Annotated in this window: 23 protein-coding genes and 2 tRNA genes; 16 read left to right on the top strand and 9 right to left on the bottom strand. The window is 69.0% G+C overall.

Annotation, left to right across the window (positions count from 1 at the left end; genetic code table 11):
* The first annotated feature begins 262 nt into the window (after positions 1–262).
* Positions 263–1,273, top strand: coding sequence for a hypothetical protein (locus tag F8178_RS06035; protein ID WP_317493664.1), 1,011 nt, complete (start codon positions 263–265; stop codon positions 1,271–1,273).
* Positions 1,274–1,364: 91 nt separating this feature from the next.
* Here F8178_RS06035 and F8178_RS06030 read toward each other — a convergent pair whose 3' ends face one another.
* Both F8178_RS06030 and F8178_RS06025 read right to left on the bottom strand, forming a co-directional pair.
* Positions 1,365–2,309: a type IV toxin-antitoxin system AbiEi family antitoxin gene (locus F8178_RS06030; protein WP_317493663.1), complete on the bottom strand. Its 945-nt coding sequence runs from the start codon at positions 2,307–2,309 to the stop codon at positions 1,365–1,367.
* Between the two features lie 158 nt (positions 2,310–2,467).
* Positions 2,468–3,130: a GPP34 family phosphoprotein gene (locus F8178_RS06025; RefSeq protein ID WP_317493662.1), complete on the bottom strand. Its 663-nt coding sequence runs from the start codon at positions 3,128–3,130 to the stop codon at positions 2,468–2,470.
* A 66-nt stretch (positions 3,131–3,196) separates the two neighbouring features.
* Between F8178_RS06025 and fdhD the strand changes: the two genes are divergently transcribed.
* Positions 3,197–4,045: a formate dehydrogenase accessory sulfurtransferase FdhD gene (gene fdhD / locus F8178_RS06020; RefSeq protein WP_396345079.1), complete on the top strand. Its 849-nt coding sequence runs from the start codon at positions 3,197–3,199 to the stop codon at positions 4,043–4,045.
* A 9-nt stretch (positions 4,046–4,054) separates the two neighbouring features.
* On the opposite strand, the gene clpX is transcribed toward fdhD, so the two are convergent.
* From clpX to F8178_RS05995, 5 genes are all read right to left on the bottom strand, one after another.
* Positions 4,055–5,356 carry an ATP-dependent Clp protease ATP-binding subunit ClpX gene (clpX, locus tag F8178_RS06015; RefSeq protein ID WP_317493660.1) on the bottom strand — a complete coding sequence of 434 codons (1,302 nt, stop codon included), beginning with the start codon at positions 5,354–5,356 and terminating at the stop codon, positions 4,055–4,057.
* Between the two features lie 312 nt (positions 5,357–5,668).
* Positions 5,669–6,322, bottom strand: coding sequence for an ATP-dependent Clp protease proteolytic subunit (locus F8178_RS06010; RefSeq protein WP_317493659.1), 654 nt, complete (start codon positions 6,320–6,322; stop codon positions 5,669–5,671).
* 27 nt (positions 6,323–6,349) lie between these two features.
* On the bottom strand, positions 6,350–6,943 hold the full coding sequence (locus F8178_RS06005) for an ATP-dependent Clp protease proteolytic subunit (RefSeq protein ID WP_317493658.1): 594 nt from the start codon (positions 6,941–6,943) through the stop codon (positions 6,350–6,352).
* Positions 6,944–7,140: 197 nt separating this feature from the next.
* Positions 7,141–8,610: a trigger factor gene (gene tig, locus F8178_RS06000; RefSeq protein ID WP_317493657.1), complete on the bottom strand. Its 1,470-nt coding sequence runs from the start codon at positions 8,608–8,610 to the stop codon at positions 7,141–7,143.
* Positions 8,611–8,740: 130 nt separating this feature from the next.
* A tRNA-Pro gene (locus F8178_RS05995) sits at positions 8,741–8,814 on the bottom strand.
* A 108-nt stretch (positions 8,815–8,922) separates the two neighbouring features.
* Between F8178_RS05995 and F8178_RS05990 the strand changes: the two genes are divergently transcribed.
* Together F8178_RS05990 and F8178_RS05985 are read left to right on the top strand one after the other, a co-directional pair.
* A tRNA-Gly gene (locus tag F8178_RS05990) sits at positions 8,923–8,996 on the top strand.
* A gap of 127 nt (positions 8,997–9,123) precedes the next feature.
* Complete coding sequence (locus F8178_RS05985) at positions 9,124–9,666, top strand: MarR family transcriptional regulator (protein ID WP_317493656.1); 543 nt, start codon at positions 9,124–9,126, stop codon at positions 9,664–9,666.
* Between the two features lie 40 nt (positions 9,667–9,706).
* Here the strand turns inward: F8178_RS05985 and F8178_RS05980 are convergent, their stop codons facing one another.
* The gene (locus tag F8178_RS05980; protein WP_317493655.1) at positions 9,707–11,209 is read right to left on the bottom strand and encodes an aldehyde dehydrogenase; all 1,503 of its coding nucleotides are present in this window, start codon (positions 11,207–11,209) and stop codon (positions 9,707–9,709) included.
* Between the two features lie 325 nt (positions 11,210–11,534).
* On the opposite strand from F8178_RS05980, the gene F8178_RS05975 reads away from it, so the two are divergent.
* The 12 genes from F8178_RS05975 to F8178_RS05920 all read left to right on the top strand — a co-directional run bounded on the left by F8178_RS05975 (position 11,535) and on the right by F8178_RS05920 (position 21,248).
* Positions 11,535–12,056, top strand: coding sequence for a cupin domain-containing protein (locus F8178_RS05975; protein ID WP_317493654.1), 522 nt, complete (start codon positions 11,535–11,537; stop codon positions 12,054–12,056).
* 31 nt (positions 12,057–12,087) lie between these two features.
* On the top strand, positions 12,088–13,095 hold the full coding sequence (locus F8178_RS05970; protein WP_317493653.1) for a PDR/VanB family oxidoreductase: 1,008 nt from the start codon (positions 12,088–12,090) through the stop codon (positions 13,093–13,095).
* A gap of 6 nt (positions 13,096–13,101) precedes the next feature.
* Positions 13,102–13,395 (top strand): hypothetical protein, encoded by a 294-nt coding sequence (locus tag F8178_RS05965; RefSeq protein WP_317493652.1) that lies wholly within the window; start codon positions 13,102–13,104, stop codon positions 13,393–13,395.
* 8 nt (positions 13,396–13,403) lie between these two features.
* Positions 13,404–13,628, top strand: a complete 225-nt coding sequence (locus tag F8178_RS05960) for a recombinase-like helix-turn-helix domain-containing protein (protein WP_317493651.1) — start codon at positions 13,404–13,406, stop codon at positions 13,626–13,628.
* Positions 13,629–13,633: 5 nt separating this feature from the next.
* The gene (locus F8178_RS05955; protein WP_317493650.1) at positions 13,634–14,716 is read left to right on the top strand and encodes an aromatic ring-hydroxylating dioxygenase subunit alpha; all 1,083 of its coding nucleotides are present in this window, start codon (positions 13,634–13,636) and stop codon (positions 14,714–14,716) included.
* Positions 14,717–14,804: 88 nt separating this feature from the next.
* Complete coding sequence (locus tag F8178_RS05950; RefSeq protein ID WP_317493649.1) at positions 14,805–15,737, top strand: VOC family protein; 933 nt, start codon at positions 14,805–14,807, stop codon at positions 15,735–15,737.
* Positions 15,734–16,516 (top strand): aspartate dehydrogenase domain-containing protein, encoded by a 783-nt coding sequence (locus F8178_RS05945; protein ID WP_317493648.1) that lies wholly within the window; start codon positions 15,734–15,736, stop codon positions 16,514–16,516. Before F8178_RS05950 ends, F8178_RS05945 begins: the two co-directional genes overlap by 4 nt.
* Positions 16,513–17,325 carry an alpha/beta hydrolase gene (locus F8178_RS05940; protein WP_317493647.1) on the top strand — a complete coding sequence of 271 codons (813 nt, stop codon included), beginning with the start codon at positions 16,513–16,515 and terminating at the stop codon, positions 17,323–17,325. The genes F8178_RS05945 and F8178_RS05940 overlap by 4 nt, the downstream gene beginning before the upstream one ends.
* Positions 17,325–18,104 (top strand): SDR family oxidoreductase, encoded by a 780-nt coding sequence (locus F8178_RS05935; protein WP_317493646.1) that lies wholly within the window; start codon positions 17,325–17,327, stop codon positions 18,102–18,104. The genes F8178_RS05940 and F8178_RS05935 overlap by 1 nt, the downstream gene beginning before the upstream one ends.
* Before the next feature lie 8 nt (positions 18,105–18,112).
* The gene (locus F8178_RS05930; protein ID WP_317493645.1) at positions 18,113–18,901 is read left to right on the top strand and encodes an SDR family oxidoreductase; all 789 of its coding nucleotides are present in this window, start codon (positions 18,113–18,115) and stop codon (positions 18,899–18,901) included.
* Between the two features lie 33 nt (positions 18,902–18,934).
* On the top strand, positions 18,935–20,578 hold the full coding sequence (locus F8178_RS05925) for a thiamine pyrophosphate-binding protein (RefSeq protein WP_317493644.1): 1,644 nt from the start codon (positions 18,935–18,937) through the stop codon (positions 20,576–20,578).
* A gap of 43 nt (positions 20,579–20,621) precedes the next feature.
* Positions 20,622–21,248, top strand: a complete 627-nt coding sequence (locus F8178_RS05920; protein WP_317493643.1) for a dienelactone hydrolase family protein — start codon at positions 20,622–20,624, stop codon at positions 21,246–21,248.
* 85 nt (positions 21,249–21,333) lie between these two features.
* On the opposite strand, the gene F8178_RS05915 is transcribed toward F8178_RS05920, so the two are convergent.
* Positions 21,334–22,500 carry an FAD-dependent monooxygenase gene (locus F8178_RS05915; RefSeq protein WP_317493642.1) on the bottom strand — a complete coding sequence of 389 codons (1,167 nt, stop codon included), beginning with the start codon at positions 22,498–22,500 and terminating at the stop codon, positions 21,334–21,336.
* Positions 22,501–22,520 lie beyond the last annotated feature (20 nt).

The following is a 22,520-nucleotide window of genomic DNA, read 5'->3' as shown; positions in this document are numbered from 1 at the left end:
TTGCCAGTCTACGAACCGCACGTCGCAGGGGTTGACACGGGCCACGGGATCGGCTCCGCGCCACCGGCAGGTGCGAGCCGAAGGGGTCCCCGGGTACCGGATGTGTACCAAAGGAGGCCTTCGGCTCGGTCCCGCCCCAGATGCCACGCGCGCTAGGAACGACAGAAGTAACGGATCGAACAAAGCTGTTCTTAGTGAACCGATAAGCATATAAGGTGCAGAACACACAACTGACGCATCTCACTCAGGGGGAGTCGCTCTCGTGAACACCGACGGTATCGACGATCACCCGGACCTGCGCGGGCGAGGGACACCGGGATGGCAGCGTTCCCGAGCGCGCCGGGCGGCTCGGCGTCAGGCTCGGCGAGCGCACAGGCGGCAGCGGGCCGCGAATCGGCCGCGCCGGTACCGCACGGCGGGGCTGGTGGTGGCGATGATTCTCGCCCCGGTGGTAGTGGTCGCGGTGGTCACGCAGTGGGGCACCGTGATGGCCCTCGCCGGGCTCGACGACGCGGAGGAAACCGAGGTACCGCGCGAGCCGCCCGAGGAGACACCGACCCGCCAGATCCCCGACGCCGCTGTGCAGCTGCACCAACCGTTCGTCGGCACTCCCGCCGCGGGATGGGGGGACGGGATCGACGGCATCGAACCGCCCGAGCCGGAACCGGTCGGTTCGTTCACCGCTGACGAGGTGGACGCGGCCACCGAGCAGGTACTGGCGACGCTGGAAGCGGCCTATCTCGATCGCCGCGTCATCGAGGACCACGACATCGAGCGGTACCTGGACACCCTGGCTCCAGATGCGCGGACGGAGATCGCCCCCGAAGCCGAATCCCCCTCCCAGGGGTTCGGATACACGGTGCGTATCGCGGACGATCATGAGCTCCTTCCCGCGTCCCCGAAAACGGCCGGGGAACTGACCGTGAGTCCCGGTGAGGACGGCGTGCTGGAGTTCTCGCTGTCGCTGTCCGTCGCCTACGCCTTCGACACCGACGAACCCGACCGCATCCTCGGGTCGCTGGACATCGTCAGCGTGCTCCGGGCGGAAGAGAACTATGAGGTCGTCGCGGGCGACGCTTTCCGGGGAGGGAGTCACGGGGTGTGGCCGGGCGAAAGCGACTGGCACCTCTACTCCATCGGCTGTAACGACGCCGGAGACGGCTATCTCGCCCCCAGCTACAGCGACCGCGCGTTGGGCGGTGACGAGCTCGAGCACCAGGACGAGTTCTACTTCGACCCGGACAACCCGCTCAGCGACGAGGACACCTGCTGACGGTGTTCCAGTCCGGGGGTGCGAGCCGAAGGGGGCCTCCGGTGCCGAGTATGTACCGAAGGAGACCTTCGGCTCGGTCCCCCACCGCTGTTCACTCGGCGATGATGTCGGGACGCGGGCGCCGGGCGGCCTGCTCGTAGGCGGCACGCAGCTCCGCGATGACTGCCTCGGGCTCGGAGGTCAACCGCGACGGCAGGGTGTGCACGACGATGATGCCGTGCGACGTCATGGCGGCGTGCCTGCGCAAGGTGCGCGCGTAGTCGGAGGGCGCGAGGTGATACTCGAAAGAGTCGATCTCCCAGGCGAGGCACACGTCGTCGATCCAACCGTCCGGGGTGGGCAGCGCCAGGCCGTCGCGAGTGCGCAGCCGCACATTCCAGCGCATGGGCGGCAGCCCCGAGCGTTTGGCCAGCTGGACACCCCGCGCTTCCGCCGTGGACCGGGCGCCCGACTCGATGGCGGACAGCACCGCGCGGGGAAGCGCCGAGCCCCGATCGGACCCGTCCTCGAGCTCCCTGCGGAGGCGGTGGGGCGTGGTCCACCGACGCTGCACCGATTCGGCGAGCAACGCCTCGACGGCGGCGCGATCCCGCATTCGCCTGACCGCGTCCAACACCGCACGGGTGGGCTCGGCCACGGGGAAACCCTGCCGCAGGATCGTCGCCGGGGTTCGAGTGGTGCGCTCGACGAGTGCGTAACCCGCGCTGACGCGTTTCCGGTCCTGCGGGATCAGCAGGTGCACCTGTCCACCTGTCGTGAACTTGGTCAGCCCGTACAGCCCCGCAGCGGCCAACCCGGTGACAACGGCTCCCTCGCCTGCGTAACGAAGGGCGCCGTCGATCGCCTGTGCGCGAGTAGGGGTCCCGTTGCGCAGCAGGATCACCCCGGGCAGCAGGCGCAGCCACGGACCGCCGTGTCGCACCCGCGCCCAGATCATGCGTTGCGTCACGCCGAGCTGGTGCAGCTCGGCCCGAGTCAGCACCAGATTCGGCGCGGCGGCGTCCACGTCGTACCCATCAACTGCTGGTGAAATCACCGCCTCACCGTCACCGACCTCGCGCCCGGAGCACAGCCCCCGACGACGCAGCCTGTGGACCACCGGCCGCCTGGGGAAAGTCCCCACCGAACGCGGCCGGGTGCGAGCCGAAGGGCCCCTCGGGTACACATCCTGTACCGAAGGAGTCCTTCGGCTCGCTAGCCGCCCGCGGACATCACGGCGGGCGCCAGCGCCGCGACCATCACCACGGCGGTGAACTCCTCGATGGCGCGCTTGCTCGCGCCAGGGGCCCACTCGCCCTCGGCGATGGTCTTCGCGCGCTTGCGCAGGGCCGAACGATCAGCGTGTTCGGTCAGCCGCGGCATCGCGTCGATCGCGGCCAGCAGCGAGATCAGCGCAGCGGTGCGCTCGTCCGGTTCCTCGTCCTCGGCCAACGCTCGCCGCAGCCGGGCCCGCACGTCGTACTCGTGACCCGATTCCTCGGTCGGCCAACGGTTCACCGGCAAGATCCGTACCCGACCCTGCTCATCACCATCGGCGATGCCCCGTTCGGTCAGCTCATCGAGCAACCGTGTCGCCAACGATCCACTCACCCCGAGCACAGCGTCCTTGGGTTTGTGCCCGTCGAGGCCCGCCACCGTGGCCAGCGCCTCGTCGAGCACCCGATGCCCCACCGGGGCGTCGTCGGCGACCGAGACCTGCAACGAGGCGTCGTCCTCCCCAGCGACATCGATCCTGCCGTGCTCCACCAGCTCGATGAGCACGGCACCGGCCAGGGCATACTCGAGATTGCTCATCCCGATTCTGCGCCCCGTATCGTCGTCGTAGGAAAGCAGCAACAGGTCCTCAGCGAGCATCATGACCGACAGATTATCTGTGGGCGCACGTGCATGCAGCGAGCCCCGACCGATCCGGAGGGTGCCACGGTGGGCAGGGTCATCGTCCGCAAACCGATCAGCACGATCAGCACGGTCAGCACGATCAGCACGGTCAGCACGACCTCCCGGCGGCAGCGGCAGGATCGACTCGCCGCCGAAGAGCCGCTCGAACTGCGGTTGGCGGGCGTCCGGCTGGCGATGACCATGCGCACCCCCGGTCAAGACGTGGAGCTGGCGCACGGGTACCTGCTCGGCGAAGGGATCATCGCCGACCGCGAGGACGTGCGCACCGCGCGCTACTGCGCGGGAACCGACGAGCAAGGCCGCAACACCTACAACGTGCTCGACATCGCACTCGCGCCGGACATGCCGTCACCGCTCACCGCCGTGGGCGATCCACAGGACGCAGCATCCTGCACGCTCAGCGGCGCTTCCGTAGCGGCCGGGGTCGCACACCGCGCGCGCTTCGCTCCCTCCACTGACCCGTTCACTGTCAATGCCGAGGTGCTGGCCGAGCTGACCACCACATTCGACGAGCACCGGAGGGGGTTCGCCGCTACCGGCGGACTGCACGCCGCCGCGCTGTTCGATGCCACGGGCCGGATCCTGGCCACCCGCGAGGACGTCGGACGGCACAATGCCGCCGACAAGGTGCTGGGGTGGGCGCTCATGCACGACCGCGTTCCGGTGGCCGGAAACGGCATGCTGGTCTCCGGGAGGCTGTCGTTCGACCTGGTCCGCAAGGCCACGATGGCCGGTGTCGCGATGGTTGCCACCGCGTCCGCACCGTCATCGCTGGCCGTCGATCTCGCAGCCGAGCGCGGCATGACGCTAGTGGGATACCTGCGCGAGGGCAGTATGAACGTCTACACCCGCGCCGAGCGGGTCACCGGGTGAACGCGGCGATCACGCCGACTTCTCGCCGCGCTGGCCACCGCTGCGTTGTCTGCGTGCGGCCTGGCGGGACACCACCGTGGGGTTCACGTTCTCCCGCACCGTCTGTTCGGTGATGACGACCTTCGCGACGTCCTCCCGGCTCGGGATGTCGTACATCACCTGTTGCAGCACCTCTTCCATGATCGCGCGCAGGCCGCGCGCTCCGGTGCCACGTAGGAGGGCCTGGTCGGCGATCGCCTCCAGCGCGGTTTGGGTGAACTCGAGCTCGACGTTGTCCAACTCGAACAGCCGCTTGTATTGCTTGACCAGCGCGTTCTTCGGCTCGGTGAGGATGCTGACCAGGGAATCCTTGTCCAGGTTCGTTACACTGGCCACCACCGGGAGCCTGCCGATGAACTCCGGAATCAAGCCGTACTTGATCAGATCCTCCGGCATCGTCTCGGCGAAGATGTCGCCGCCGGTGCTCTCCGACCTGGTGCGGATGTCCGCGCCGAAGCCCAGGCCGCGCCGCCCCACGCGCTCGTTGATCACCTGGTCCAACCCGGCGAAGGCGCCTGCCACGATGAACAGCACGTTGGTGGTGTCGATCTGGATGAACTCCTGGTGGGGGTGCTTCCTGCCACCCTGCGGCGGCACGGAGGCCGTGGTGCCCTCCAGGATCTTCAGCAGCGCCTGCTGCACACCCTCACCCGAGACGTCCCTGGTGATCGACGGGTTCTCCGACTTGCGCGCCACCTTGTCGATCTCGTCGATGTAGATGATGCCGGTCTCGGCGCGCTTGACGTCGTAGTCAGCAGCCTGGATCAGCTTGAGCAGGATGTTCTCCACGTCCTCGCCGACGTAGCCCGCTTCGGTCAGCGCGGTGGCATCGGCGATCGCGAACGGCACGTTCAACATCCTGGCCAGCGTCTGCGCCAGGTAGGTCTTGCCGCACCCGGTGGGGCCGAGCATCAGGATGTTGGACTTGGCCACCTCGACCGATTCGCCGTTGGCGTCCTTCGCGCCCGCCTTGCCCTCCGATTGAATGCGTTTGTAGTGGTTGTAGACGGCGACCGACAGCGACCGTTTGGCCTCGTCCTGGCCGATCACGTACTGCTCGAGGAAATCGTGGATCTCCGCGGGTTTGGGTAATTCGTCAAGCTTGACGTCACCGGCCTCGGCGAGTTCTTCCTCGATGATCTCATTGCACAGGTCGATGCACTCATCGCAGATATAGACGCCCGGACCCGCGATGAGCTTCTTCACCTGTTTCTGGCTCTTCCCGCAGAAAGAACATTTGAGCAGGTCTCCGCCCTCGCCGATCCGTGCCATGACCGCTGACCTCGTCCCCTCCGGTGCCCCGACGCCGGGAACACCTGACGTCTCGTGCTGAGCTTCGCGCTGGACTCGTGGGCTCGATTACATTGCTACACCTACCGACACCGACGGTACCCCTCGCGCGCTCCCGATGGGAGGTGCGCGAGGTGACGGGTCCCGTCCGCCCGGAGGCACGGCATGGTGCTCACCGTCGGAACCAACCGACGGTGACCGACAGTGCGCCGGCGGTGAGCACCATCCGCGAGCTCACCCTAGACGTGAGACCCCCGCTGTGTCTCAGACGACACGCGTCTCGGAATCGAACCGTTAGTCGGTCAACGACCCCTTGCGGTAGGGCAGCACCTCGTCGATGATGCCGTAGTCCCGCGCTTCCTCGGCGGTCAGGATCTTGTCCCGCTCGATGTCCTTGCGGACCTCATCGGCCGTCTTGTTGGTGTGCTTGGCCAGGGTGGTCTCCATGAGCCTGCGGACCCGCTGGATCTCGTTGGACTGGATCTCCAGGTCCGAGACCTGACCCCAGGTACCCTCCGTCGCGGGCTGGTGGATCAGCATCCGCGCGTTCGGCAACGCCATGCGCTTGCCCTTGGTTCCGGCGGCCAGCAGCACCGCGGCAGCGGAGGCGGCTTGCCCGAGGCACGTCGTCTGGATCTCGGGCTTGATGTACTGCATCGTGTCGTAGATCGCCATCAACGAGGTGAACGAGCCACCAGGGGAGTTGATGTACATGGCGATGTCACGGTCCGGGTCCTCGTGCTCGAGGTGCAGCATCTGAGCCATGACGTCGTTGGCCGAGGCGTCGTCCACCTGCACGCCGAGGAAGATGATGCGTTCCTCGTAGAGCTTGTTGTACGGGTTGGACTCCTTGACGCCGTAGCTGGTCCGCTCGATGTAGCTCGGCAGGATGTACCTGGACTGGGGGAGCCGCAGCCCGGGGGACTGCGGAAGGTTCAGTTCGCTCACGGTTCTCTCCTCATGCCCGCTCGATGGTCAGCTGCTGGACGTACCGTTGCCGAGCTGGTTCTGGCGGCTCAGCACGTGGTCGACGAACCCGTACTCCTTGGCCTCCTCGGCGGTGAACCAGCGGTCGCGGTCACCATCGGCGATGATCTGCTCCACGGTCTGCCCGGTCTGCTCGGCAGTGATCTTGGCGAGCTCGTACTTCCACTTGCCGTACACCTCGGCCTGGATCGCGATATCGGATGCGGTACCGGTCACCCCTGCCGAGGGTTGGTGCATGAGGATCCTCGCGTGCGGCAGCGAGTAGCGCTTCCCCGGCGCCCCTGAGGACAACAGGAACTGCCCCATCGAAGCGGCCAGCCCCATCGCGTAGGTCGCGACATCCGGCTCGATGAGCTGCATCGTGTCGTAGATGGCGAACCCCGCGGTCACCGAGCCACCCGGGGAGTTGATGTAGAAGCGGATATCGGATTCGGCGTCCTCGGCGGCCAGCAGCAGCAACTGGGCCGTAATCCGGTTGGCCACGTCGTCGTTGACCTCGGAGCCGAGCACCACGATGCGTTCCTGCAGCAACCGCTCGTACACCGAGTCTGTCAGATTCATTCCAGCCGTTGTCGTGCGCATGCTGGAAGTCGGGTCCTGCGTCACGTCTGCCTGCCTTCTTGCCGTGATCCCCCTGGCACTGCCAGGGCTGTCAGCCGTCTTGCGTCCTGCGCCTTGATGGATTCAACCGATGGATTCATCTCGCGAGATCGTGCCACCGACCCTAACGAACGTGGGCGGTGCAGAATGCCTGGCACCGCCCACGTTCGCTGAGAGCTTCAACGCGCGTTCGCGGCACCTTCCGAACCCTCGGCATCCTCGGAGTCCTCGTCCCCGGCGGAACCGCCCTCGTCGGCGGTCTCCACCGAGTCCTCGGCGAGCTCACCGGCGTCCCCGGAATCGCCGGAGCTCTCGGAGTCGTCGGCATCTTCGCTGCCGAACAGCTCGTCGAGGTCAACGGCGTTGCCGGACTCGTCGGTGACGGTGGTGCGGCGCACGATCGAAGCCAGCGCTTTGCCCCGGCGGACATCGGAATAGATCGCGCCGAGCTGGCCCGACTGCTGGGCACGTTGCACGTACTCGTCGGGGCTGATGCCGAAGCGCTGCGCCTGGTACATGATGCGCTCCATCAACTCCTGCTCGCCGACCTCGACAGCCTCCTGCTCGGCGACGGCGTCCAGCAGCAGCTGGGTTCGCACGGACTTCTCAGCCTCGGCACGCACCTCGGCTTCATAGTCCTCGCGGGTCTTGCCCTCGGCCTCCAACGACCTGGCCAGGGCGTTCTCGTCGCCGCCGACCTCGCGCAACGCGTCCTGCAACCTGCCGTCGACCTCCGATTGCACCACGGACTCCGGCAGCGGCACCTCGACGCGCTCCAGCAGCTCCTCGAGGACCTTGTCGCGTGCCTGCACGCCCTGTTCCATGCGCTTGTAGTAGCTCATCCGCTCGCGCAGGTTGTCACGCAGCTCACCGATGGTGTCGAACTCGCTGGCCATTTGCGCGAACTCGTCGTCGGCCTCGGGAAGCTCGCGTTCCTTGACGCTCTGCACCGTCACGGTCACCTCGGCCTCCCTGCCGACGTGCTCGCCTGCCAGCAGCTTGGTGGTGAACGTGGTGCTGCCTCCCGCTTCCATCCCGGTCAACGCCTCGTCGATGCCCTCGACCAGGTCACCCGAGCCGACCTGGTAGGACAGGCCGCTCGTGCTGGCGTCTTCGAGTTCCTCGCCGTCGACCGTGGCGGACAGGTCGATCGAGACGAAGTCGCCGTCGGCCACCGGGCGGTCGACACCGGCCAGGGTGCCGAACCGGGCGCGCAGCTCGTCGAGCTGCTCGTCGACATCGCTGTCGCCGACCTCGACATCGTCCACCGTGACCGCGATGTCGGAAACATCCGGAAGGGTGATATCCGGGCGCACGTCCACCTCAGCGGTGAACTCGAGCACCTCACGATCCTCCAACCGGGTGACCTCGAACTCCGGCCTACCCAGCGTCTGGACCTCGCTGGACTGCATGGCCTCCATGTACTTCGCCGGAATGGCCTCGTTGACCACCTCGTCGAGCACGGGTGCCCGACCGATCCTGCTCTCCAGCACCGGCGCCGGGGCCTTGCCCGGCCGGAAACCCGGGATGCGCACCTGCTGGGCGATCTTCTTGTAGGCGCGGTCGAAATTCGGCTTCAGCTCGTCGAACGGCACCTCGACATTGACCTTGACGCGCGTCGGGCTGAGCTGCTCGACGGTGCTCTTCAACGTATGCTCCTCAGCGTATTCAGTGACTTTGACTTGATTGTGACTCTAGTGGTCGTGTTTCCCGGTGGACGGGATCGCGGTCGTGGCGCCACGACGCCAAGGCGGCGACCGCGCCGGGTGCCTAAGGCAGTCGGGGTGACAGGATTTGAACCTGCGACCCTCCGCTCCCAAAGCGGATGCGCTACCAAGCTGCGCTACACCCCGGTTGTACACCATGTACACCGTGCCCGACCGCGAGTACCCGGGCCGTGCACAAGAAGCCTAACCCCACGCGCTAAGCTGGGTGCGCGCCGGTTGCGGTTCCGGCAGCACGCGGGTGTAGCTCAATGGTAGAGCTCCAGCCTTCCAAGCTGGCGGTGCGGGTTCGATTCCCGTCACCCGCTCCACGTTTTCCCGGCCAACCACCGATCACACGAGCGACACCGGGTTCGCGGCAGCCACCAGCCACCTCGGTCGTGATATCTTAGTGTGGAGCATTTTACGCTTGAACCTTATCCGTGGTGGGGGCAGTTTATGACGCGACGAGCCGGATCCGAACCCGATGCGGTCGACCTCATGCTGGAGCAGTGGCGACGCGAGCGACCCGATCTGGACACCTCGGGGCTGGCCGTCTTCGGCAGGCTGCACCGGGCGTTCAATCGCTACCAGGCACAGCTCACCCAACTGTTCACGCAGTACGACCTCAGCATCTCCTCGTTCAGCGTGCTCGCCGCGCTGCGCAGGCTCGGCCACCCGTACCGGTGCACCGCGGGCAAGCTGGCCGACATCGATCTGGTTTCCACCGGGGGAATCACCCAACGGGTCGACAAGTTGCAGACGGTCGGGCTGGTGAACCGGGAACGGGACCCCGAGGACCGCCGCATCGTCTATGTCGAGCTCACCGAGAAGGGGCTCGCGGTGGTCGACGAGGTGGCCACCGCCCACTTCGCCAACGAGGCGCGGATGTTAGAAGGGCTCACCCATGGCGACCGCGCCCACCTCGCTCGACTGCTCAGCCGCCTGGAACGGTCGCTGGATCTGGCCGATATGCGCTCGCAGGCCGACGAGGACACCTGACCTACCGGGCCTTGCCCGGCGCCTATCCTGCCTACGGTGCCTACCGTGCGGCCCACGGGATCGGATCCGGATCGAGGCCGAAGTACACGCTCTTCTGTCGCATGTACGCCTTGATGCCGTCGGTCCCCTTCTCCACCCCCACCCCGCTGGCTTTGGTTCCGCTGAACGGGGTCGCGATGCTGAACTGCTTGTAGGTGTTGATCCACACTGTGCCTGCCTCGACACGCCGCGCCAGCCGCCAGGCGGTGCGGTAGTCGCGCGTCCAGATGCCGCACGCGAGACCATAGACCGTGTTGTTGGCGGCGGCCACCAGCTCCTCCTCCCCGCTGAAGGGCAGCAGCACCCCGACAGGGCCGAAGATCTCCTCCTGGCAGGTCTTGGCGTCGTTGGCCAGCCCGGCCAGCAAGGTGGGCAGGTAGTAGGCCCCCCGCGACAGCGCGGGCTCCGACGGCGCCTGTCCGCCACAGAGCACGATGGCCCCTTCGTCCCGTGCGCGGTCGACCATGGCGGCGACACGGTCGCGATGCTCCACGGTCGCCAGCGGGCCGACCTGGGTCGCCGGGTCGGTCCCCGGACCCACCCGCAGCGTGCGGGCGGCGGCGACCAGCCGCGCCGTGAACTCCTCGTAGATGTCAGCGTGCACGAAGATGCGTGAGCCGGCGACACAGCTCTGCCCACTGGAGGAGAAGATGCCGAACAGCACCCCGGCGACGGCCTGGTCGATATCGGCGTCGGCGCACACGATCGTGGGCGACTTCCCCCCGAGCTCGGTGGTCACCGGCATCACCTTGTCGGCGGCGATACGACCGATCGCGCGTCCCGTGGCGGTGCCCCCGGTGAAGGACACCTTGCCGACCGCGGGGTGACGCACGATGGCGTCTCCGACGACCGATCCCGGCCCCGGCAGCACCGAGACCAGTCCGGGCGGCAGGCCCGATTCGTCGAGCAGTCGCGCGAGCGCCAGCGAAACCAGCGGGGTGGCCTCCGCGGGTTTGAGCAGCACCGCGTTTCCCGCGGCCAAGGCGGGAGCCAGCTTCTGCGCGTCGCTGGCGATAGGTGAGTTCCATGGCGTGATCGCGCCGATGACGCCCACCGGCTCATGCACGCTCATCGCCAGGTGCTGCCCCCTCGGCGGGGTGACCACCCCTTGGCTGGTCTCCAGCACCGACGCGTAGAACCGGAAGGCGCCCGCGGCGCTGTCAACCAGCGCACGGGCCTCGGCGAGCGGCTTGCCGGTGTCCCGGGTCTGCAGCAACGCCAGCTCGTCCCGGTCGCGTTCGATCAGGTCGGCCGCCCGCGCGAGGAACCGCGCCCGCCGGTGCGGCAGCATCTCGCGCCAGGAGGGCTCCGCTGCCACCTCCGCGCCGTTCCGCGCGGCCTCGTCCACATCACCGACTCCGGCCGCAGCGACGGTGGCGATCAGTTCACCGGTGGCCGGATCGACCGACCGCAGCGACTCCCCCGTGCCCGCCCGCCACTGTCCCGCCACGGGAATGTGCTCGGCCCCGGCACCGCCACCTGTCACCGTGCTGCGTGCGCTCACCTGAAACCTCCTCCGAGTACGACACAACTAACTTAGCATTAAGAGAATTAGTCAGCCAAGTCCAGGAAGTACGGCACCGCACGCCCGCAGGCGGCGACCGCCGGGAAACGACACCGGGACATGGTCCGTTACCTGCTTGGGGAGCCCCCGCGGCCGATCGGCACGACATGGTTGCACCACACCCGGCTCGATGCTATAACACTTAGCAGTAGTTGATTTATATCTAAGATTTATTCACGACGACAGCCAGAGCCAGCTGCGGGACGGCCGCACACCGCACGACACCGCAGCCGACGAACCAGCAGAGCGCGAGGTGCTGAATCCGATGAGCCCCACCGAAACCGACACCACCCCGGCACTGAACGAGCTGATCGACAGCTGCATCGCCCGGCGGGACACCCGGCACGAGGACTGGGACACCCTCGGTTTCCAGGCGCAGACGGGCGAGCAGTTCAAGCGCGCCCAGATCCGCTACATCGGCTCCGGCGCCACCGGCGACCACGCCACCGACAACCGGATCCTGCCGTCCGAGCACTTCACCTTCTCCAACATGCGGCTGCCGGTCGGCGCCATCGGCCCGGAGCACACTCACCACGACGTGGAGGAGGTGTTCTTCGTCCTCGAAGGAACGCTCGAGGTCACTGTGCACGACGTCGACGACGGAACGAAGACGGCCAGCCGCGTGCTCGGCTACCGCGATCTCATCCGTGTCCCAGCGGGTGTCCCCCGCAGCCTGCGCAACATCGGTGACACCGACGCGCTGTTCTGCGTGATCATCGGTGCGCAACGGCCGGAGCTGCCGACCTACCCGCCCACATCCCCGATGCACGGCGTGCATCGAAGCTAGACCGCTCAAGAACGGGTCCGGTGATGCGATCATGAGCACGAAGGTCCAGGTGCAGCAGACGACCTGGCTCGCCTCCGGTGTGGTTCAGCTGGTGCTGCGGCACATCGACGGGGCCGCGTTGCCCGCGTGGGAGCCGGGAGCCCACATCGGGCTGCGGCTGCCGAACGGCCTTGTGCGGCAGTACTCGCTGTGCGGTGACCCCGCCGACGAGGACGGCTGGACGGTCGCGGTGCTGCACACCCCCGACTCCCGCGGCGGCAGCGAGTGGATCCACCAACGACTCACCGCGGGAACGGTGCTCGAAGTCGACGGGCCGCGCAACAACTTCCCGCTCGTAGCTAGCAGCCGGTACCTGTTCATCGCGGGCGGCATCGGCATCACCCCGCTGCTGCCCATGGTGCGCGCGCTGGCGGAAGATCCCGCACGGCGCGACCGGTGGCAGCTGCTGTACTGCGGCCGGTCACGGGAACGGATGGCGTTCCTGTCGGAGCTGGCCGGGTTCGGCGACGAGCACGTGTCCGTGCACGCCGACGACGAGCACGGCGGGCCGTGCGATCTCGCAGCGCGGCTGGCCACGGTCGAGCCGGGCACCACCGTGTACTGCTGCGGCCCGGAGCCATTGATCAGCGCGGTGGAGCAGGCCATCCCGGACGGGGTCGAGCTACACGTCGAGCGGTTCCGGCTCGCGACGACCGACAACCCGGTCGAGGCCGGGGCCGGGGTGGGTTCCGGGCTCGGCACCGAGGCGGAATCCGGTGCCTTCGACGTGGTCTGCGCCGGTTCCGGCGCCCGCGTGCGTGTCGAGCCCGATGTCCCGGTGCTCGACGCGCTGCAGCAGGCCGGGTTCGACATGCCCTTCTCGTGTCGGGAAGGCGTCTGCGGCAGCTGCGAGACCCCGGTGGTGACCGGCGAGCCCGACCACCGCGACGCGGTGCTGAGCGAGGCCGAGCGGGACAGCAACCACAGCATGATGGTTTGTGTCTCGCGCAGCCACTCCCCCGAGCTCGTACTCGACCTCGACGAGACCGCCGGGCGGTGATCGCTCATGACCGGCAGTGTCCCCGTGGCAACCACCGCACCGAAGCAACGATCCCCGCTCAACCACCGGGAACGCGCGCTGCTGCGCGCGGTCGCCCTCGGCCGCGCCGAGCTCACCGTCAGCTGCGAACCCGACCTGTTCATCGACGGACTGGCCTGCTGTGACCAGAGCACCGCCCACCGGCTGGCACGGCACGGCTACATCAACCCGAGAACCGCCGGACCGACCGGCATCCGTGCTCCGGCCGTGCTGACCGAACGTGGCGAGCACGCCCTGGCCCAGGCCCGAGCAGAACGTTAGGAGTATCCATGGCGCCGCACCCGCACCCGGTTCAGAGCCGGACCGCGCCCACGTCCAACTACGCCGACGCGCTCGCCGACGAGCTGGAAGCGATCTACAGCTCGGGGACCCACGACCTACCCGGCGTCGTCGCCGCGCTCAACGCTTCCGGCGTGCGTCCCCCGGATGGTCGCGAGTGGACCGAAGCCACGTTCACTGCGCAGCTCGCCGAGCTCGGCGCGAAGGAGGTGTAGCTCCGATGGCATCCACATCCCGCCGATCCCCCCGGTTCACTGCCGACGACCTGGTCGAGCTCGGGCTACGGGACCACTGGTACGCGCTGTGCCCGTCGACGCGGGTCCGCACCGGCGAGCTCATCCGCCTGGAGCGCGCCGGGGAGCAGCTCGTGCTGTGGCGCGACGCCTCCGGTGCCGTGCACGTGCAGGAAGACCGTTGCCCGCACCGCGGTGCGCGGCTGTCGCAAGGTGTGCACATGGGCGACCGGCTGGCGTGCAACTACCACGGCGTGCAGGTCGACGGCGAGGGCGTGGTCGTGTCCGTACCGGGTAGCCCCGGCTGCTCGCTGGAAGGCCGTGCGGCGCTGCGCACCTTCCCGGCAGCCGAGCACGCGGGCGCGGTGTTCGCCTGGTTCGGTGTGGACGAGACCGGCGAGGCCCCGCCACTGCGGCTACCGGCCCCCATCGCGGGAGGCGAGTGGGAACACTTCCTCTGCTACGTAGAGTGGGACTGCTCCTACCTCTACTCGCTCGACAACCTGCTCGACCCCATGCACGGCGCCTTCCTGCATCGCAACAGCCACACCATGTACGGCGGCAAGCGGGAAGCCGAGTTCCAGATCCGCGACACCGACACCGGGTTCGTCTTCGAGAAGACCGACCAGCGCGACGTCAACTTCGACTGGGTCGAGTGGTCGGACACCGGCCTGGCCTCGGTCACGCTGGACATCCCCTACCCAGCCAGCGCGGGGCCCGGTGGCCCGTTCACGATCGTGGCCACCCTTACCGCGATCAACGAGAGCCAGCACGCCGGTTTCTTCTGGCGTTGCCGCGAGGTGTCCGGCTGGGAGCGGGACAGCTGGCGCTTCCTGTTCAAGCACCGCCTGGAAGCCCGCCACTGGGAGGTCCTCGAACAGGACCGCGCCATGGCCGAAGCCCTGCCGTCCGATGCCTGGCAGCGCGAGAACCTCTACCAGCACGACATCGCCCTGGTCAGAATGCGTCGCAAGCTCAAGGCCGAAGCCACCCGCCAGGCCGAAGCGCTCACGGACAAGCGCGGCAGCGGCCGCCCCTCGGCAGGTGCCGCTGCCGGGGCGACGCGCTGAGGAAGGACCGGCCGCCAGCCGGACCCAAAGCCCGTCCCGACGGCCCCGAAGCGGGCGCCGAATCCGCTCGACCCCAAGGAGGCATGCCATGCCCGAACACCCACCCCCCATCGCCCGGCTGCGATCGCTGCGCTCGGTCACGCTGCGCACCACTCGTTGCGACGACTCCGCCGGGTTCTACAACGAGGTCTGGGGCCTGAGGCCCGTCGAGCGTGATTGGGGAGCCGTCTGGTTGCGCGGCACCGGCCAGGAGCACCACGTGCTGCAGCTGCAGCAGGCGGAACAGAACGCGCTCGGCAAGGTCGTCTTCTCGGTGGCCACCCCCGCCGAGATCGACGAGGCGGCGCGCAGGCTCGACGCGCACGGCGTCGCGCTTGTCACCGAACCTGGCAAGCTCGACCAGGTCGGCGGCGGTTACGGCTTGCGCTTCGGCGACCCAGAGGGAAGGCTGATCGAGCTCACCGCCAACGTCGAAGCAGTCGTCCCCGACGACCCGGACGGCCACCCCGCCGTGCCACGCAAGCTGGCGCACGTGGTGCTCAACACCGCCGACATCGACAACACCTGCGAGTTCTACACCCGCGTGCTCGGCATGCGCGTCTCCGACTGGTCCGAGCACCAGATGGCGTTCCTGCGTTGCAACGCCGATCACCACGTCATCGCGTTCAACCAGGCGCCGTTCCCCTCGGTGAACCACGTCGCCTACGAGATGCCCTCCATCGACCACTTCATGCGCGGAATCGGCAGGCTCCGGCACCACGGCATCACACCGCTGTGGGGGCCGGGACGGCACGGGCCCGGCAACAACACCTTCAGCTACTTCGCCGACCCCGGCGGTCTGGTGTGCGAGTACACATCCGAAGTGGAGCAGGTCGTCGAGGACGCCTGGTTGTGCCGGGTGTGGCGACGCACCCCCGAGCTGTCCGACCTGTGGGGCACTGCGGGCCCGCCGTCGAAGGACGTGCGCGCGCACATGGCGGGGGTTCCCGACCCGGGCTACACGGCGTGGTGGCAGGGATGAGAATCGGCGTGATCGGGGCAGGCTCAATCGGTGCGGTGGTGGCCGCGAAGCTGCGCGAGGGCGCCGTGCCCAGGGCGGAGCTGGCCGGGATCAGCCACAAGGATCCGAATCCCCCAGACGGGCTGCACGCGATGCCCTTCGACGAGATGCTCGACACGGCTGACTTGGTGGTCGAGTGCGCGGGCCAGCAGGCGCTGGCCACGCTCGGCCCCCGGATCCTGGACGCCGGCTGCGACCTGCTGATCGTCTCCGTCGGCGCGCTGGCCGACCAGCAGCTGTTCGAGCGGTTGCTCGGCGCGGGCCCAGGCGCGGTCCACCTGTCCACCGGCGCGATCGGCGGACTGGACCTGCTGGCCGCCGCAGCGGCCATGGGGCCGCTGCACCACGTGGAGATCGTCACCACCAAGCGCGCGGGCAGCCTGATCCAGCCGTGGATGGACGACGATCAGGCGCGGCGATTGCGCCACGCCGCAGCGCCCGTCGAGGTGATGCGCGGGCCCGCGCGCACCGTCACCGAGGCGTTTCCCGCCTCGGCCAACGTCGCCGCCTCGGTCGCGTTGGCCGTGCGCGACTGGGATGTCGTGGAAGCGGCCGTCGTGGCCGACCCGGCAGCGGAGCGAACCTCGCACGTCATCACCGCCGAGGGCGCGGCGGGGCACTACCGGTTCGACATCACCAACCAGCCGTCTTTCCGGACGCCGACCAGCAGCCGGGTCGTGCCGTACGCGGTGCTGTCGGCGATCGACGGTCTGGTCAACCCGAAAGGGGTATTCCGATGAGCACGATCACCGCGCGGCACACGATCCGCGGGATCCAGCTCCGCACGGCCGGCAGCGAGGGCACGGCGGTGGTACTGCTGCACGGCATCGGGGGTTCGAGCGCCTCGTTCGAGCGGCAGCTACCTGCGCTGGCCACCAGCCACCGCGCCTATGCCTGGGACGCTCCCGGTTACGGGGGCTCCACCGACGACGTGCCCGGCACGCTGACCGGCTACGCCGACCTACTGGTCGAGCTCCTCGACGAACTGATCATCGACACCGCCCACCTGGTGGGCGTGTCCTGGGGCGGGGTGATCGCCACCCGGACGGCATTGCGCCACCCCGGCCGAGTGCGTTCGCTGGTGCTGGCCGACTCCACCCGAGGCTCAGCGAGCTCACACGAATCGGCACAGCGGATGCTGCGCCGCGCGGACCAGCTGCGCTCGCTCGGTTCGGCGGAGTTCGCCCGGCAGCGCGGCCCGCGGCTGACCGCGCCCGACGCCGAGGCTGCCACCGTGGACCAGGTCGTGTCGATCATGAGCGAGCTCCGGCAGGTGGGTTATGACGCTGCGGTGCGCTCCATGGCCGAGACCGACCACACCGTCGACCTCGCGCGTATCACCGTCCCCACGATGGTCGTGGTGGGTGAGCAGGACGGGGTGACCGGCGTGACCGAGAGCGAGGAGCTCGCCAGCCGCATCCCCGGCGCGCGGCTCCGGGTGATCGGCGGGGGCCACGCCGCCAACCAGGAGCGCCCCGCACAGTTCAACGCCACCGTGTCCGGGTTCCTCGCCACGGTGGACGCGGGCGACCCGGCGGGGAGCAGCTGATGGCCCCACATGCCACCCCGGCACCCCCGACCACGCTGGACGGCCTCCGCATCGTCGTCACCGGTGCAGGCCGTGGCCTCGGCTACGCCATCGCCGCCGGTATCGGTGCCGCGGGCGGAACCGTGGTGATGGCCGAACGCCATCCCGAGCGGGCGACCGAGGCCGAACACGCGCTGTCCGCCGACGGCGTGACCGTCACCAGGATCGACACCGATATCGCCGATCCGGCATCGGTGCAGCACCTGGCCTCGCAGGCAGCGGCCACCGGCCCGGTGCACGGTGTGGTGAACAACGCCGCGCTGGCCGACAGTGTCGGCGGCAAGCACTTCGCCGAACTTGACGTCGCGGAGTGGGACCGGCTCATGACGGTCAACACCAGGGGCGCCTGGCTGGTCACCAGCGCGCTGTACCCGGCGCTGGCCGCCACCGGCCAGGGGCGGGTCGTCAACCTGGCCTCCGATGCCGCGCTGTACGGCTCGGCCCGGTTGGCGCACTACGTCACCTCCAAGGGCGCTGTCATCGCGCTGACCCGCGCCATGGCTCGTGACGCCGGCCCGGACGGCATAACCGTCAATGCCGTGGCCCCGGGGCTGACCGAGGTGGAGGCGACCGAAGCCGTGCCACGCGAGCGTCACGAGCTCTACGCGCGCAACCGGGCGCTGTCCCGGCCGCAGCGAGCCGAGGACGTCGTTGGCGCGGTGCTCTTCCTGCTCTCGGCGTCGGCCTCCTACATGACCGGGCAGACGCTGGTCGTCAACGGCGGATTCGTTTTCAGCTAGGAGCGAGCATGGATCTCGGACTCACCGGCCGCGCTGTGGTGGTCACCGGCGCCAGTTCCGGCGTCGGGCTGGCGACCGCTGGCGCGCTACTGGCCGAAGGCGCCCACGTCGCGGCGTGTGCCAGGGACGAGCAGCGGCTGGCCGCGGCACTGGCCGAGCTGCCACGTGCAGACGGCGCCCGTACCTACACTGCGGCCTGCGATGTCACCGACGGCGAGGCGGTGTCGGCCTTCCTCGACGGCGCGGCAAGCGAACTCGGCGGCATCGACGGGGTCGTGAACAACGCTGGCCGCTCGCTGCTCGCAGCGCTCGGCGACACCACCGACGAGCAGTGGCGCGAGGAGCTGCACCTGAAAGTCTTCAGCGTGCTGCACACCGTGCGGGCGGCGCTGCCGTGGCTGCGGTGTTCCGACTGCCCCGCCGTGGTCAACATCAACGCGATCCTCGCCAAACAGCCCGAAACGACGCTGGCTGCGACCTCGGCGGCGCGATCGGCGCTGCTGAACCTGTCCAGCACGCTGTCCGCCGAGTACGCCGCCGACGGGATCCGGGTGAACTCGGTCTGTCTCGGGCTGATCGACACCGGGCAGTGGCGGCGGCGCTACGAGCGATCCGGCAGCTCGCTGAGCTGGCGGGAGTGGACGGCGGAGCTGGCACGAGATCGCGGGATCCCGCTCGGCAGGCTCGGAGCCGCCGAGGAGGTGGCCTACGCAGTGGTGATGCTGCTGTCGCCGAGGGCTTCCTACATCACCGGCACCGCCATCGACGTCGGCGGCGGCATCAGCCGCTATCTGTAGGTCCCGACACGTCACACGGAAGGAGCGCGAGCCATGGCGGACCCCCGAGGCGGCGAGCTACTCGTCCACCTCATGCGCGAACACGGGGTCGACACCGCCTTCGGTGTCGTCAGCGTGCACAACCTACCCCTGGTGGAGGCCGTGGCCGGTCAGCTGCGCTTCGTTCCGGTACGGCACGAGGCCGCCGCGGTGAACGCCGCGGACGGCTACGCGCGCGCAGGCGGCGGGCTCGGTGTCGCCATCACCAGCACCGGAACCGGAGCGGGCAACGCGGCGGGGGCTATGGTCGAGGCGCTGACCGCGGGCAGCTCGGTGCTGCACGTGACCGGGCAGATCGAGGCCGAGTTCCTCGGCCAGGGACGGGGCGTCATCCACGAGACGCCCGGCCAGCTCGACATGCTCACCGCGATCTCCCGGTACGCCGCCACCGTCAGCTCTGCGGGCGCGGCAGAGAAGGTGCTGCGCGAGGCCATCGCCGTGGCGCTGGCGCTGCCTGCGGGGCCGGTCAGCGTGGAGTGGCCCATCGACCTACAGTACGCGCGGCAGCAGCCAGGTCAGGTTCCCCAGCCAGCCACGGCCTTCCCACTCCCCCAGCCCGGTCCGGACTCGGTGCGGCGCGCCGCCGAGCTGCTGGCCACGGCGCGGCGCCCGGTGATCTGGGCGGGTGGCGGGGCCGCCGCTGCCGGCGACCGGCTCCGCGCGCTCGCGGAGGCCACCGGTGCCGGGGTAGTCACCAGCAACGCGGGCCGCGGCACCATCCCAGAGGATCACGAGCTGGTGATCGGCAACTTCGCCAGCAGCCCCGAGGGCTCCACGTTGCTCGCCGAGGCCGACGTGCTGCTGTCGATCGGCACCCACTTCCGGTCCAACGAGACCAAGCACTACGCACTCCAGCTACCGCAGCAGCACATCCAGGTGGACATCGACGCCGCCGCGCTCGGCCGGGTCTACCCTGCGACGCTGCGGTTGCACGGCGAGTCGGGCGCGGTGCTGGACGGGCTGCTGGCAGAACTGTCCTCGCGGGCAACGTCGACCGAACCCGGATGGCGGGACCGGGTAGTCGCGACGCGGCACGCGGCGCGTGCCCGGCTCTGCGCGGCGATCGGCCCGTACCAAGCGATCTGCACCGAGTTACGTGCTCAACTGCCACGGGAAGCTGTCATCGCGCGCGATGTCACCATCCCGTCCAGCCAGTGGGGCAACCGGCTGCTGGAGATCTACCACCCCGAGACGAACATCTTCCCGCTCGGCGGCGGCATCGGACAGGGCCTGGCCACCGGCATCGGGGCGGCGGTGAGTAGAAGTGGATCGCCGACCGCGGTGATCGTCGGAGACGGCGGTCTCGCGGTGCACGTGGGCGAGCTGGCCACACTCGCGCAGGAACGACCGTGGCTGGTCCTGCTGGTATTCAACGACGGCGGGTACGGCGTGCTGCGCAACATGCAAGACGCCCACAGCGGCACCCGTAGTGGGGTCGACCTGTTCACCCCGGACATCGGCACGCTGGCACGGTCGGTTGACCTGCCCTACACGCTGGTGAACACCGAGGGGAAGTTCCCGGCGGCGCTGGCTGACGCGCTCGCCCGCCGTGGGCCGTCCGTGCTCGAGATCGATGTGACCGCGCTCGGTCCCACACCGGTGCCGTTCGTGCCCCCGGTCCACATCCCCGAGGACTAGCACGAGCTCGACGTGGCTCCGGCCAGGCCAAGGAGGTTGCCCGATGCACTCACCCAGCACATCCCCCGCGGCGGCCACCGCACCGGCCGCCACGGGGGCACAGGCGCATCACCACGCGCACGGTCCGGCGAACCGGCGCCGCCGGGTGGTGGATCCGGCCGCACCGTTGTTCGTGCGGTTCGCCCCGTCCGTGGCCGCCACCGCCGTCGTCGTGCTGCACGATGTCCGCGGGCTGACCGACGAGGCCGAGCGTGTCGTGCGGCAGCTGGCGGGGCGCGGGCACCTGGCGCTGGCACCGATCTTCTACCACGACATCGGCGGTCGCGTGCTGAGCGGGCCGCACGAGGCGGCCGTCGACACGCTGGCCACGAAGAGTCTGTCGCGGCTGCGCGACGACATCGCGGGCGCGTTGGATTACACCGGGCGCCGGTGCGGCATCCCGGCGCGGGACACCGCCGTGCTCGGCATCGGCTCCGGGGGCTACCTGGCGGCGCTGGCGGCCGCCGAGTACTCGCTGGCCGCCGCGGCAGGCGTGACGCCCTGGCAGGCCATGCCCCAGGAAGGCGCGCTGGCACTCGGCGAGCTCGTCAGCCGCACCACGACGCCGTGGCGCTCCGTCGACCAGGACGCTGAAGCCGTGTCCTTCGTCGCGGCCTCGCTGCGGGCATAGGTGGTCGGCCGAGCCGAAGGACTCCTCGGGTACTGAATATGTACCGAAGGAGTCCTTCGGCTCACCCCCGGCCCCATGGGGCGGGTCAGCGGGATGCGGCGCTGCCGGTGGTGGCCGGGGCGTCGAGCGGGACCGTCCAGGCGTCGTAGCCGTAGACCCAGCCGGCGTCGGTGGATTTCTTCAACCAGGTATTGCTGCGGGAGGAGATCTGGATGCGGCAGGTGCGGCCCTTGCGGGCGTCCTCGTAGCGCCGGAACGCGGCACGGATCCCGCCGGAGCCTTCCTCGCGCAGCGCGCGGGCGAGCACCACGGCGTCCTCGATGGCCATGCCCGCGCCCTGTGCCATGAACGGCATCATCGGGTGGCAGGCGTCGCCGAGCAGTGTGACCGGGCCGGAGGACCACTGCGGCAGCGGGTCGCGCACGTACAGCGCCGACTTGAGCACCTCGTCGCAGGCATCCAGCACGGCCCGCGCTTCGGGGTGGAAGTCCCGATACGCCTCTCGCAGCTCCATCACGCTGCCCGGCATGGTCCACGACTCGTGATGCCAGTCCGCCTGCGGCGTGGTGGCGAACACGAACATGTCCCTGCCCCTGTTCAGCGGGAAGGTGACGAGCTGGGTGTCCGCATCGGGTCCCCACCATTTGGTGAACGCCCCGGAGTTCGGCATCGTCACCCGCTCGGCGGCGATCACGGCGCGGTAGGCGACCACACCGGTGAACGTGGGGTGCTCCGGCCCGAATAGTGCCGTACGGACCGCCGAGTGGATGCCGTCTGCGCCGACGACCGCGTCGACCTCGGACTCGGTGCCGTCGGTGAACCGCAGCCGGGGGCATCCGGTCGCGTTGTCGGGTTCGAGCTCGACCAGTCGTTTACCGAACCGGATGGTACCGGCTGGCAGCGCCGCTTCGAGCGCCGCGAGCACGTCGGCTCGGTGCATGGTGAGCTGGGGCGAGCCGTAGGCCTGCTCGGCGGCTTCTCCCATCTCCAGCCGGGAGGTCTCGTTGCCGGTGTCCCACATCCTGCTGATGCGGTGGCTCGGCCGGGCAGCCGTTTCACGGAGCTGCTCACCGACCCCCAGGCCGTCGAGCGCCCGCACGGCATTCGGGGTGAGGTTCACGTCAGCGCCGACCCTGGCGAACCGCTCGGCCTGCTCGTAGACCTCGACGGGGTAGCCCGCCACGCGTAGCGCGATCGCGACCGCCAGGCCGCCGATGCCGCCGCCGACGATACCGATCTTCGGGTTGTCCATGTCACCTTCCTCAATGGATG

Source organism: Haloechinothrix sp. LS1_15, assembly GCF_033042135.1.
In the GTDB taxonomy this organism is placed as follows: domain Bacteria; phylum Actinomycetota; class Actinomycetes; order Mycobacteriales; family Pseudonocardiaceae; genus Haloechinothrix.
The sequence above is the reverse complement of the archived record's forward strand: the minus strand, read 5'-3'. Positions and strand labels throughout refer to the sequence as shown.

Bases quoted from the DNA above. Each gene is read 5' to 3' on its own strand.
- F8178_RS05985 (WP_317493656.1), top strand. From the start codon at position 9,124: ATGACGCGACGAGCCGGATCCGAACCCGATGCGGTCGACCTCATGCTG.
- F8178_RS05965 (WP_317493652.1), top strand. From the start codon at position 13,102: ATGACCGGCAGTGTCCCCGTGGCAACCACCGCACCGAAGCAACGATCC.
- F8178_RS05915 (WP_317493642.1), bottom strand. From the start codon at position 22,500: ATGGACAACCCGAAGATCGGTATCGTCGGCGGCGGCATCGGCGGCCTG.
- F8178_RS05945 (WP_317493648.1), top strand. From the start codon at position 15,734: ATGAGAATCGGCGTGATCGGGGCAGGCTCAATCGGTGCGGTGGTGGCC.
- F8178_RS05925 (WP_317493644.1), top strand. From the start codon at position 18,935: ATGGCGGACCCCCGAGGCGGCGAGCTACTCGTCCACCTCATGCGCGAA.
- clpX (WP_317493660.1), bottom strand. From the start codon at position 5,356: ATGGCACGGATCGGCGAGGGCGGAGACCTGCTCAAATGTTCTTTCTGC.
- F8178_RS05950 (WP_317493649.1), top strand. From the start codon at position 14,805: ATGCCCGAACACCCACCCCCCATCGCCCGGCTGCGATCGCTGCGCTCG.
- F8178_RS05935 (WP_317493646.1), top strand. From the start codon at position 17,325: ATGGCCCCACATGCCACCCCGGCACCCCCGACCACGCTGGACGGCCTC.
- F8178_RS05960 (WP_317493651.1), top strand. From the start codon at position 13,404: ATGGCGCCGCACCCGCACCCGGTTCAGAGCCGGACCGCGCCCACGTCC.
- F8178_RS05970 (WP_317493653.1), top strand. From the start codon at position 12,088: ATGAGCACGAAGGTCCAGGTGCAGCAGACGACCTGGCTCGCCTCCGGT.
- F8178_RS05940 (WP_317493647.1), top strand. From the start codon at position 16,513: ATGAGCACGATCACCGCGCGGCACACGATCCGCGGGATCCAGCTCCGC.
- F8178_RS05975 (WP_317493654.1), top strand. From the start codon at position 11,535: ATGAGCCCCACCGAAACCGACACCACCCCGGCACTGAACGAGCTGATC.
- F8178_RS06005 (WP_317493658.1), bottom strand. From the start codon at position 6,943: ATGCGCACGACAACGGCTGGAATGAATCTGACAGACTCGGTGTACGAG.
- F8178_RS05920 (WP_317493643.1), top strand. From the start codon at position 20,622: ATGCACTCACCCAGCACATCCCCCGCGGCGGCCACCGCACCGGCCGCC.
- F8178_RS05955 (WP_317493650.1), top strand. From the start codon at position 13,634: ATGGCATCCACATCCCGCCGATCCCCCCGGTTCACTGCCGACGACCTG.
- F8178_RS05930 (WP_317493645.1), top strand. From the start codon at position 18,113: ATGGATCTCGGACTCACCGGCCGCGCTGTGGTGGTCACCGGCGCCAGT.
- F8178_RS06025 (WP_317493662.1), bottom strand. From the start codon at position 3,130: ATGATGCTCGCTGAGGACCTGTTGCTGCTTTCCTACGACGACGATACG.